Origin of the sequence: Microcoleus sp. PH2017_09_SFU_O_A (genome assembly GCF_020738625.1) — a bacterium.
GTDB lineage: Bacteria > Cyanobacteriota > Cyanobacteriia > Cyanobacteriales > Microcoleaceae > Microcoleus.
This window is the reverse complement of sequence record NZ_JAEQCF010000026.1, coordinates 12,574-24,897: the sequence shown is the minus strand read 5'-3', so window position 1 is coordinate 24,897 and position 12,324 is coordinate 12,574. Positions and strand designations below refer to the sequence as shown.

At 42.0% G+C, this 12,324-nt stretch carries 8 protein-coding genes; 4 read left to right on the top strand and 4 right to left on the bottom strand.

The annotated features are described in order from the left end of the window. Positions 1 to 84 precede the first annotated feature (84 nt). Positions 85 to 492: an ATP synthase F1 subunit epsilon gene (gene atpC / locus JGK16_RS12120; RefSeq protein WP_293151311.1), complete on the top strand. Its 408-nt coding sequence runs from the start codon at positions 85 to 87 to the stop codon at positions 490 to 492. A 179-nt stretch (positions 493 to 671) separates the two neighbouring features. Here the strand turns inward: atpC and JGK16_RS12115 are convergent, their stop codons facing one another. Continuing rightward, positions 672 to 971: a hypothetical protein gene (locus JGK16_RS12115; protein WP_293190617.1), complete on the bottom strand. Its 300-nt coding sequence runs from the start codon at positions 969 to 971 to the stop codon at positions 672 to 674. 460 nt (positions 972 to 1,431) lie between these two features. On the opposite strand from JGK16_RS12115, the gene JGK16_RS12110 reads away from it, so the two are divergent. The 3 genes from JGK16_RS12110 (at position 1,432) to JGK16_RS12100 (ending at position 9,505) form a co-directional block, all read left to right on the top strand. After that, on the top strand, positions 1,432 to 2,352 hold the full coding sequence (locus JGK16_RS12110; RefSeq protein ID WP_363319660.1) for an aliphatic sulfonate ABC transporter substrate-binding protein: 921 nt from the start codon (positions 1,432 to 1,434) through the stop codon (positions 2,350 to 2,352). A gap of 120 nt (positions 2,353 to 2,472) precedes the next feature. After that, positions 2,473 to 5,748 carry a response regulator gene (locus JGK16_RS12105; protein ID WP_293190615.1) on the top strand — a complete coding sequence of 1,092 codons (3,276 nt, stop codon included), beginning with the start codon at positions 2,473 to 2,475 and terminating at the stop codon, positions 5,746 to 5,748. Positions 5,749 to 6,106: 358 nt separating this feature from the next. Further along, entirely contained in the window at positions 6,107 to 9,505 is a 3,399-nt protein-coding gene (locus JGK16_RS12100; RefSeq protein ID WP_293190614.1) for an ATP-binding protein, read from the top strand. Between the two features lie 446 nt (positions 9,506 to 9,951). Here JGK16_RS12100 and JGK16_RS12095 read toward each other — a convergent pair whose 3' ends face one another. From JGK16_RS12095 to JGK16_RS12085, 3 genes are all read right to left on the bottom strand, one after another. Continuing rightward, positions 9,952 to 10,224, bottom strand: coding sequence for a peptidoglycan-binding domain-containing protein (locus tag JGK16_RS12095; protein WP_293183023.1), 273 nt, complete (start codon positions 10,222 to 10,224; stop codon positions 9,952 to 9,954). 70 nt (positions 10,225 to 10,294) lie between these two features. Then, positions 10,295 to 10,576: a peptidoglycan-binding domain-containing protein gene (locus JGK16_RS12090; protein WP_293183021.1), complete on the bottom strand. Its 282-nt coding sequence runs from the start codon at positions 10,574 to 10,576 to the stop codon at positions 10,295 to 10,297. Between the two features lie 935 nt (positions 10,577 to 11,511). Then, positions 11,512 to 11,658, bottom strand: coding sequence for a hypothetical protein (locus JGK16_RS12085; protein ID WP_293183019.1), 147 nt, complete (start codon positions 11,656 to 11,658; stop codon positions 11,512 to 11,514). Positions 11,659 to 12,324: the final 666 nt, after the last annotated feature.

Here is a 12,324-nt window from a genome sequence, read left to right as displayed (position 1 = left end):
AATTACCTGTTTGGCCAATGCCCAATGCCCAATGCCCAATGCCCAATTCCCAATGCCCAATTCCCAATTCCCAATTCACTATTTATGACATTAACTGTGCGCGTAGTGGCCCCAGACAAAACTGTTTGGGATTCTAATGCTGAAGAAGTAATTCTGCCAAGCACGACAGGCCAATTGGGTATCTTGACCGGTCACGCTCCGATGTTGACTGCTTTGGATACCGGAGTGATGCGCGTCCGTCCTGGTAAGGAATGGGTGTCTATTGCTCTGATGGGCGGCTTTGCAGAAATCCAAGAAAACCAAGTAACTATCCTTGTCAACGGCGCTGAGAAAGGCGAAACGATTGATAAAGAAGCTGCTCGTACTGCTTACACCGAAGCAGAAGCTCGTTTGGAAAGCTCTGCTAGTGGCACTTTGCAAGAGCAAATTCAAGCTAAGCAAGCAATCAAACGCGCGAGAGCTCGTTTTCAAGCGGCCGGCGGCACGATTTAGATAAGACGTACGGTTGAAACCGCGCCTACAAAAACAAAGTCCGCCTCCGCGGACTGAAGAAAATAACGTAATGTTAACCGCCAGTTCTTCAACCCGCACTAGAAGGGTTTTGTTTGTATAGACGCGGTTTCAACCGCCCGGTGTTCTTGTATAGACGGCGGTTGAAACCGCCCGGTCTTCTAAACTCCGGCTTCGGACAAGAGAAATTGCATTGTTTCCCAAGATAGCCCTTGCTCGATATAGCGGGGGTTATTTGGATTGTAGGGACTCTGGAGCCGATCGACACTAACAATCTTTGCTGTCTCCGGCAAAACTGGCACTTCTGGATCGCTCGCGGTCGATCGCACCAGGGAGCTAGAAAACCCTTTAAAAATAGCAATTTCGTCGAATTCGCCGTCTATTTCGGCCTTCACGATTAACACTTCGTGCGATCGGGCGATCGTGTATTGTTCCAAACGGCGAGCAATAGAGTCAGCCATAGCAAATCTCACATTCCTGAAATCTGCTATAATATAGCTTAATTTGGTCGCTAATTTCAGAGACAGCCAGCCAAAATTTTATATTTAATTCTACCTTTTTTAACACCCGGAAATCAGCGGACATAATATAAGTCAATACGCTTGGGTTAGCGAAGTATGTCATTGCGAGCTCTTAGCGAAGCAATCGCAAAGACTATGGTGCTTCTCAATGAATTTATCTGCGCGCAAAGCAATTAGATTGTTAACTGAACCGTATTGTAATATAAGTATTGTCAAAAACATCTGGAAAATATTACTCCTGCACAACCTACTTCGACGATATTTTATGAGCCACAAAAAGCCGAGGTTTCAATTATCGTTTTTGATTCAAAATATTAAACAGCATTTGGCTTGGAAATATTCGCTGCTATTTATACTATTTTTTTGCTTGAGTTTAACTGTAGCAAGTTGCAACTCCGATCTGATAAATAGCTTTACAGCAAAAAAAACAAACTCATTCTCAAACTTAACAAAAATAGTAAGAATCGGCCATCAGCCTTTCGGATCCCTGTTTTATCTCAAAGCTAAAGGATCTTTGGAAACCCGTTTAGCAAAAATGGGATGGTCTGTAGAATGGACGGAATTTGTCACAGGGCCACCAATTTTAAAAGCAATAGGACAAGGAAAAATCGATCTGGGTTATGCAGGAGTTACGCCGCCAATTTTTGCCCAATCAGAGGGCATACCTTTCGTTTATATTGCTAATGATTCAGCTTTACCTGGCAGCATTGGCATCATAGTTCCTGAAAATTCTCCTATTCGGACTCTCGCAGATCTTAAAGGCAAGAAAATAGCAGCCACTCGGAAAACATCAGCTCACTATTTGTTAATTCGGGCGTTAACTCAAGGCGGATTGAAGTTAAAAAATGCCGAATTAGTCGATTTGTCTCCGCCAAAAGCTCAGGAAGCATTTCTGAGAGGCGAAGTTGATGCTTGGGCGGTTTGGCAGCCGTTTTTAGCTAAGTTACAGGAAACCATGCCTGCTCATTTCCTGACTGATAGCGAGCAACTGATCAATGACAGAAACTTCTATTTGGCAAGTCGCTCTTTTGCTAGCGACTTTCCCGATATTGTTAAAACAGTCATGGGAGAAACGCGACAGATGGCTAATTGGATAACTAAAAATCCCGAGCGAGCAGTAGACTTTATTACCGCTCGAACCGGAATGAAAAAAACCACAGCTAGAAGTTTAACTAAAAGCCGTACCTACGATTTGTTACCAATTCAAGATAGGGCAGTTGAAGAACAACAACGCATTGCTGAAATTTTCTTTAGGTTGGGACTCCTGCCGGATCGAATTTGGATTGAAGATCGGATCTGGAAACAAAAATTAGATTTATAAAACCACAAGTTAGCCAAAGGTAACGATAAATTAAAGGTGGCGATTGTAGCAGCGCTACGAAAAATGAAATTAGGTGTATCCTAGAGAAAGAGAGTTAAAACTGTTAAGTAGCAGAATCAAATGTCCTCAATTGCCAATCAACTGCGTTATGGTTTTGTCTCGATTGTTGTGGCAAGCGTATTGATGGCAGGGAGTACGTTAGCTTACCTCAGCTTTCGGGGACAAATAGAACAGACAAAACAGCTTCAGTACGAGCGATCGCAAGCTGCGGCCGCCCAAATTAGCGCTTATCTGGATAACTTGCAGCGCCAACTCAATTATTTGTCAGAATTGCGTGGCCTAACAGAATTTAATACTGAAACTCAGCGCAGCATTCTTGAAGGATTAATCAATAGCAACAGCGCCTACGAAGTGGTGGGAATTTTAAACAGTAAAGGTCAAGTCGTACAAGTAATGTCGCCTTACGAATCATACTCTACATCTAGCTTAAGTTTAGCAGGTATTTCGGGAGATGCGCCTCTATTTTGGGAGACGTTTCGACAGGCTCAAAATTATGTTAGCTCGGTAGATGTCGATATGAAGACAACGGTTAATGTTGTTAATTTAGCCGTACCTATTCGTGACAGTAAAAATAAAATTGCTGGAGTATTATTTGCCAGAGTAAGTCTAAACTTTTTAATTCAAATTGCAGCCCGATCGCAAGTTGGAAAAACTGGATACAGCTATGTGATCGACAACCGCTCGGTGCTGATTTCGGAAACAGGAAACAAGGTTAATCCGTATTTACTCGGAGATTTGAAAGGGCGATCGTTTGTGGGAGAGTTATCGAAATTAGCTTTAGCTTCGGGAATGCAATCTCCGCTGGTTTATCGAGGCTGGCACGGGGAAGAAGTCATGGGAACGGGTGCGATCGTCCGTCGGGTACAGTGGATGGTGGTTGTAGAGCTACCTACAGCCGAAGCTTACGCTCCTGTGCGATCGCTCATCTACGTCATGGGTGCAGTTACCACCGTCAGCGCCCTCGCCGCCGTGGGCTTGGGAGTCGCTTTTGCGCGATCGCTCACAAATCCTTTAAAATCTCTAACATCCGCAGCTACTCAAATGACTAGCGGCATATTGGAAACTCGGGTAAATATTGCCTCATCTAACGAACTAGGAAAATTAGCTAATGCCTTCAACAGCATGGCCGGTCAATTGGAAGTATCTTTCACAAAATTAGAGCATCAAAATGCTCAATTGCAGCGACTTGACAAACTCAAAGACGAATTTTTAGCCAATACTTCTCACGAACTCCGCACCCCACTAAACGGCATTATCGGTTTAACAGAATCTTTGATCGATGGTGCTACAGGACAATTACCAGCACTGACTATTTCCAATCTAGAAATTATTGCATCTAGTGGCAGAAGACTGTCAAATCTCATCAACGACATTCTCGATTTCTCCAAGCTGAGACACAAAAATATTGAACTGCAAATCAAGCCCGTCGGCATTCGAGAAATTGTCGATATCGTAGTAACTCTTTCTCAACCTCTAATTGGCACAAAAAACTTGCAGTTGATTAATTCAGTCACTCCCGACATTCCCCTGGTGGATGCCGACGAAAATCGGGTGCAACAAATTCTTTACAACTTGATCGGCAATGCGATTAAATTTACCGACAATGGTACTGTAGAAATTTCGGCGAATGCGATCGGCTTGGAATCGCCGCAGTTGGCAAAAAAAGAAAGTTCAGTAACGAGCCAGCTTCTATCTTTAATTGTCAGGTCAAAACTGCAAATTACCGTATCCGATACGGGAATTGGCATTGCTGAAGATAAGTTAGAACGAATTTTTGAATCCTTTGAACAAGCAGACGGCTCCACTGCTAGAGAACACGGAGGAACTGGTTTAGGTTTGGCAGTTACAAAGCAGTTAGTCGAGCTGCACGGTGGCGAAATTCAAGTATCTTCAGAACTCGGTGTTGGTTCCCAGTTTACCTTTAGTTTGCCAATTTCTAAAAATCAATATCTCGATGACAAGCAGTTGCCAGCAACTGCTCGACATTCTTTAGTTTCGAGAACAGAAGAGCGCAAGTTGATAATTAATGAAGCTGCTCCACCAAATTTTAACAATAACAGTTCGAGTGCGATTAAATGTTCTTTGAAAAACAACAAAGTAAAAATTTTGATTGTAGATGACGAACCTGTAAATATTCAGGTATTAACTAACAATCTACTTCTTGAAAATTATACAATCGCCGAAGCTAGCAGCGGTAGAGAAGCTTTAGCTCTTATCGAGAGAGGCTACAAACCCGATCTAATATTGCTAGATATCATGATGCCACGGATGACTGGTTACGAAGTTTGCGATAAAGTCAGGGAGAAATTCACGGCTAGCGAATTGCCAATCGTCATGCTAACCGCGAAAAATCAAGTATCTGACTTAGTGCAAGGTTTCAATGCAGGAGCCAATGATTTTTTAACTAAACCTTTTCTCAAAAATGAATTGCTAGCTCGAATCAAAACTCACATCCGTCTCACAAAAATAAATGCAGCTTATGGTAGATTTGTGCCCCACGACTTTCTGCGATTTTTGGGACACGAAAGTATTGTTGATGTTCAACTAGGCGATCAAATCCAGAAAGAAATGACAGTTTTATTTTCTGATATTCGCTCCTTTACAACTATCTCCGAAGCTATGACTCCCCAAGAAAATTTTAATTTTCTCAACAGCTACCTCAGTCGAGTCAGTCCGGTAATTCGCGATCACAAAGGTTTCATTGATAAATATATTGGCGATGCGATTATGGCACTATTTCCTGAGTCGGCAGATGATGCTGTTCGCGCGGCAGTGGAAATGCAAAAACAAGTTATTCTTTTCAACGATCGCCGACAAACAAGGGATTACGCACCAATTACGATCGGTATTGGTTTGCACGCGGGCACTTTAATGCTGGGTACGATTGGCGAAGAAGAACGGATGGAGAGTACCGTGATTGCTGATGCGGTGAATCTCGCGTCTCGTTTGGAAGGATTGACTAAGGTTTACGGCTCTGGAATTCTCGTTACTGAATCAATTTTAGAGCGTTTGGGCGATCGATCGCAATATCTGTGCCGATTTGTCGATCGAGTCACCGTAAAAGGGAAAACATCTGCCGTGTCGGTGTTTGAAATTTATGATGCAGAAACAGAACAAAGCATTCAGCTAAAACAGGAAACTGCTGCTGTATTTCAACAAGGTATACAGCTTTATGTCGAGCAAAATTTTCCTAAAGCGCAAAAAATCTTTAAGAATATTTGCGAAACAAATCCTCAAGATAAGTTGGCAGCAATCTACTACCAGCGCTCTCTGAAACATCAAATGTATGGAGTTCCAGAAGGATGGTCGGGGATAGAATGTTTGGATGAAAAGTAGTAAAAGTAGCATCAATCTGAAGTCAGAAATTTTCAGGTCTTCATCGATTTTTCTGGAGCTAGTCTCAGTCATAATATATTCATACCGAAGCCTGAAGACCCAAAATGGGGAATTTCCCCGAAAATCCGCTGTAGAGTTCGCTAGGTTTGACTTCATAATCGAATATAATGCGTAAAGCTATGCGAAAAAAAACCTGGTTTCTATAAAAAATCTCAGGTTTGACAGCGATTCAGGAAACAACCTAGAATCAGGCTGTTATTGTGTAACTTTTGTTCAACTACAACAAGGTTTACAATACTTAACAGTGGTGTAGCTTCCCTCCGAGTATAAACCGTGTCTTTTAATCTAAATTAATGTTATGTCAACTTTTTCTCTCAATCGCTTAGCTGCCAAACTTTCAGGAAAAACGACGCTGCAAACTGTACTCATAGTTCCGTTTGTCTTGCAAGTATTTGCGGCAGTGGGAATTGTGGGATATTTATCATTTAAGAACTCTCAAAAAGCCGTGAACGATCTTGCAGATCAGTTAATGGGGGAAGTGAGCAATCGCATTGAGCAAAATTTGATAACTTATTTGCAAACTCCGCACCAGATCAATCAAAGCAAGCTGGATGCACTGAAGTTGGGTTTTGTGAACATCAAAGACTTGCCAGCTTGGGAAAAGTATCTGTGGCGGCAAGTGCAATTATATCCTTATATCAATTTTACCTCATTCGCCAATCGCAATGGAGAATACCGCACTGGCGAAAAGATGTCGAATGGGACTTTATTGATTAACGCCTCCGGCCCGTCTACCAAATTTAATTTTTATTCCTACAATACTAATGATACGGGCGATCGCACAAAAATAGCAGCCACCATCAAAAACTTCGACATCCGACAGAACCCTTTATACAAAGATGCCTCTGTAGCAGGCAAAACCACTTGGAGTTCAGTGGATGTCTCCTCGCTAGAACCCACACTGCTCCTCAGCGCGCTGCAACCAGTTTACAACAACCAGAAACAGCTAGACGGAGTATTAATTACTGCTTTACGTCTGGACAGTATCAGTGAATTTTTAAACAGCCTCAAAATAGGCAAATCCGGTCAAACTTTTATTATCGAAAGAAAGGGAACGCTGCTGGCAACTTCCACCCCAGAAAAACCTTTCCGCAACAAAAACGGTAAAAAACAACAGTTTCAAGTCAAAGAAAGCAGCGATATCGTAACCCAGAGTACAGCTAAATACTTAGAAAGTCACTTTCAAGACTTGCAGCAAATTACCGAATCGAAACTAATCCATTTTGAAATCAACGGGAAGCAGCAATTTTTAAAAGTTATGCCATTCCAAGATGGCAAAGGTTTAGATTGGCTCATTGTCGTCGTCGTTCCAGAAGCCGATTTTATGGAACAAATAAATGCCGGCAATAGAACTACAATCTTGCTATGTCTGGCAGCTTTGGCTGTAGCTACTGCGATCGGAATTTGCACTTCTCGCTGGATTACCAAACCAATTTTAAAATTAAAAGATGCAGCAATAGATTTGTCTCAAGGACAATTTGACAGAACTGTCAAGCTCGATCGTTCCGACGAGTTGGGCGTGCTTGCTACTGCTTTTAACAGCATGGCAGCACAACTGCAAACATCTTTTAGTGCCTTAGAAACTAAAAATACCCAATTGCAGCAACTGGACAAACTGAAAGACGAATTCTTAGCCAATACTTCCCACGAACTCCGCACTCCCCTCAACGGCATTATTGGGATTGCAGAATCTTTGATAGACGGTGCTACCGGAAAACTGCCAGAAACGACCAATTTCAACTTAGCTTTGATTGCATCGTCAGGAAAAAGATTGGCTTCTTTAATAAACGATATCCTCGACTTTTCTCAGCTCAAACACAAAAGTCTTGAACTGCAAACTAAGTCAGTCAACCTCCGAGAAATCGTCTTTGTGATTCTCAAATTATGTCAGCCATTGGTAGGCACAAAAAAATTGCAATTGATTAACTCAGTTGCTCCGGAATTGCCACCAATAGCAGCCGACGAGAATCGTTTGGAGCAAATACTTTATAACTTAATCGGCAACGCGATTAAATTCACTGAAAGCGGCACAGTTGAGATTTCAGCAGCATTGATAACGAGCCCTGAAGAATCATCACCTAATCCCCAATTGGCGATTACTGTATCCGACACAGGCATTGGCATCCCCGAAAATAAATTAGAGCAAATTTTTGAATCATTTGAACAAGCTGACGGTTCCACTGCTAGAGAATATGGTGGGACGGGTTTAGGGTTAACTGTTGCCAAGAAATTAGTGGAATTACACGGCGGTAAAATCTCGGTATCTTCAAGTGTAGGCGTAGGTTCCCAATTTATTTTTACTTTACCAGTCTCAGAGAGTCAGCCGGAAATTAACAGCAAACAGCCTGGTTTAACCGAGGGCGAGGAGATTTTGCTTGCTCCTGAATTAGACTCCGAATCATCTCTAGTAAATTCTACTATCTTAACCAAAAGGGACTTGATAGAAGAAGGTGAAAAAGTAAAAGTTTTAGTGGTCGATGATGAACCAATTAACATTCAGGTCATTATCAATAATCTCGCTCTGGAAAACTATGCGATCGCTCAAGCGATCAACGGCAGAGAAGCTTTAAATCTGATTGAATCAGGATTTAAGCCAGACTTGATTTTACTCGACGTAATGATGCCGCAGATGACTGGTTATGAAGTCTGTCGAGCAGTTCGCCAACAATACTCACCTTTAGAAATACCAATTCTGATGGTGACGGCCAAAAATCAAACGAGTGACTTGGTAGAAGCTTTTAACTCAGAAGCGAATGATTATATAACTAAACCTTTTATCAAAAAGGAATTGTTAGCCAGAATCAAGACGCAAATTAGTATGGCAAAACTGAATGCAGCTTACGGCAAGTTTGTGCCGCATGATTTTTTAGATTTGCTTGAAAGACCGAGTATTATTGAAGTCAAATTAGGCGACAATCAGGAAAAGAATATGACTGTACTTTTTGCTGATATTCGCTCTTTTACGGTACTTTCAGAACAGATGACACCAGCCGAAAACTTTGCATTTATTAATAGTTACTTGGGAAGGGTGAGTCCTGCAATCAGGGAAAACAACGGGTTTATCAACAAATATATTGGCGATGCAGTCATGGCTTTGTTTCCGACATCTCCATCAGATGGTGTGCGAGCAGCAATTGATATGCAAAAAGAATTGAGTATCTACAACGAGCAGCGAGAACAAAACGGCTTGTTGCCGATCGCGATCGGCATTGGTTTGCACGCGGGCAATTTGATGTTGGGTACAATTGGCGAGCGAGAACGGATGGAAAGTACCGTGATTTCTGATGCGGTGAATCTCGCGTCTCGTTTGGAAGGATTGACTAAGGTTTACGGCTCTGGAATTCTCGTTAGCGGTGAAATTATCGATCGCCTGGACGATTCAGAAACATACAACTACAGATTTGTCGATCGAGTAACGGTGAAAGGAAAGACAACTGCTGTGTCGGTATTTGAAATTTATGATGCAGAAACAGAACAAAGCATTCTCCTCAAACAGCAAACTGCGGAGATTTTTCAAGAAGCTCTCAATTTTTACTACCAGAAAAAATTTGTTGCTGCTCAAAAAGTATTTGAGAATATTTTAGAAATCAATCCTGAGGATCTGGTAGCAACGCTATATTTCAAGCGCTCTCGCAAGTATCGAATGTATGGAGTACCCGAGGGGTGGTCTGGGGTGGAAGACGGGGCGGAAAAGTAGGCAGCTTTTCTAAGGAAGGAGAATTAAATAACTTACAATTTTTATTGTTCTTGTGGGATGGGCGTCCCGCCCGTCTTTTCTGGACGGGCGGGACGCCCATCCCACAAATATGTGTAAATTATTTAATTCGCGCTCCTAAGGAAGAGGGTTCGCTTCGGCTTTGCTCTTCTGGTAAAAACAGGGATTCGGGAAGAAGACTTTAGTTGGGAGCATCTCAGTTTTGCAAGAAGCATTTTTTAAAGAGCGGACTGAAGTCCGTACTACGATCCTTTTTTGAGCGGGGACAGCACTATAATAAAAAATGCTTTTTTCAAAAATGAGATGCTCCCGAATCGATCGCATTGGTGTCAGCAATTAAAAACGTCCTCAGCATCGGGCGCGGTTGCTATAAAAGATAGGGCGCGCACGGCACGCCCTACTCTGTTTAAAATATGGTAGTACAAACTTTAAAATATAGTTGTACAAACGCCCAATTTATTCCAAGTTTTTGGGCCGACAATGCCATCAGCAGCGATTTTTTGTTGCTGTTGAAAACTGATGACTGCTTGTTGGGTTTTCGCGCCGAACGATCCATCAGTATCTAGGGAAGCTCCACTGACATTTAAAACTCGTTGGAGGTAGCGGACATCCTCATTTTGGGTGACAGCATCGTTGCGTTGGAGTAGGGGAAAATAACGGCAGGAAGGTAATTCAAGGCGAGTTGCGTTTGTGGTTTGCATGGTTGGATTCTCCATTTATTGTTTGCAAGTTGCGATCGACAAAGAAGTGCGGGCAAATGTTGGCAGTGATTTAACAAGGAGGTTCGCTAACGCAAGCGCCTAATTTCGTCCAAGTTTGCTGGCCAACAATGCCATCAACAGTAATCTTATTTTTCTTTTGAAAATTGATGACTGCTTGTTCGGTTTTGGCGCCGAAGAATCCATCAGTTGCTACGGGATATCCTTTTTTAACTAAGGATTGTTGGAGATAGCGCACGTCTTTATTGGCGGCAGGGCTGCTATCATTTCGTCGCAGTGTGGGCAAGGAAGAGCACATCGGTAATTGAGCGTGAATTTCGTTTGTGGTTTGCATGGTTTTATTGGGGATTAGTGGTTTGCAAGTTGTTTGAACCTGCTATTCCCTAGTTGTAGCTGTGGTGGAAAGTGCTTTAACAGTCGCTTTTTTCAGTGACGCTTGTTTGAGGTAGCTCAGATGAGTGACAGAAGAAACGAGGTTCGTTCAGTTGACAGTTGACAGTTGACAGTTGACAGTTGACAGTTGACCTGGGATAGCGACCTCTACCTAGAAGTCCGAGGATTGGAGTAATGAATCGTCTGATTTTAATTTCTACGCCAAAGAGAGAGGCTTTCAACCAATTCTTTAGCGTATTGAGATAGTGCTTGGTTATTTCATATAAAAAAATATTTTATATTGACGAAGATAATATCGGGATTTTTTGGTTCAAATTAGCTTAAGTATCGCTACTCGCAACTATTTTTTAATGACATATTCAAATACGAAAATCCCCAACTATTAAGATCTGGGGATTTTCTCGATATGGCGCACTTGAGCCAAGGTATGTAGTTGCGCTTCATCGCGCTCTTTCCTAATCTTATAAAGCAATACGGTTTACTTAACGCTTTTGATGAATTTCATCTGACGATTTTTGGATTATAAAGAGGTGAAGTAGATATTAAGAATATTTTACCACAGAGAACACAGAGAACACAGAGAGGGGAGGGATAAAAGGTTTTTTTACGACATCCAAAACCCTCGCAATACTCTGCGCCCTCTGCGCCCTCTGCGCCCTCTGTGGTTCAAAACTCTTCTCTTGATGGAGTGGATTGTATTTCAATACGGTTTACTTAATGCTTTTGATGAATTTAATCTGACGATTTTCTGGCAATATAGCCATTTTGGGCAAGTCAGATTTTTCTTAAGTCAACTGTATTGTCTTATAAAGAGCGCGCTGAAGCGCAACTACTTACCTAGTCAGTAAGGTTGAATAGACTTGCTGCACAAACAACCTATTTTTTTTCTGCTTCTTTTTCTGAAGGTGAAGGAGCTAGCAGACCGGAGATGGCGCCGATCGCATTACTGCCAATCACAACAAAAAGCGGAGGGATTTCCTTGCCCATGACAGAGAGTGTCATGCCAAAAGTAAGTGAAATCATAATCGATCCTGCTAAACTGCCAACAATTAGGCGGTAACAAAAGTTATCAGATTTATACATGATTAATTCAATTGCGAACGATAGTTGACTGCCAAAATTAATATTTATGTTGCAAAACAAATATAATTTGGCGATTTGATGCGATAAAGTTTAGATGCGCTGCTATCAATAGTCGAGTGTTCCCTCGCTCATCTGCCGTTGTCACAAACTTCTAGTATTGGTGCGGGAAATAAGCCCGCTGAATGCTCTATCAGTAATTGCCCAACAAGCTCCGCTGGCATTCAACCATCGCTGAAGTTAGCGGATATTTTCATTTTGGATAACGGCATAGTTTCAGGTAGTAAGTAACAATAACAGCCCCAACGTCATTTAATGTGAATTGCGTTTGTGCTTTGGATGGTTTTTTGATTTGACCTTGGTTGTTTGCGAGTTGCTAGACTTGCTATTCCCCAGTTGTAGCTGTGGGGAAAAGCGGTTTAACAGTCGCTTTTTCTAGTGACGCTTGTTTGAGGTAGCTTAGATGAGTGACACAAGAAAGGAAGTTGGCTAATATATTTTAATGGATGTAACAGATGGATGTTGAGAGTTGAGGGTTGAGGGTTGACTTAATTAGACATTCTATGAGGCCGCACTTAATTATGTAAAGTAGCAGGGAATAATTGTGTA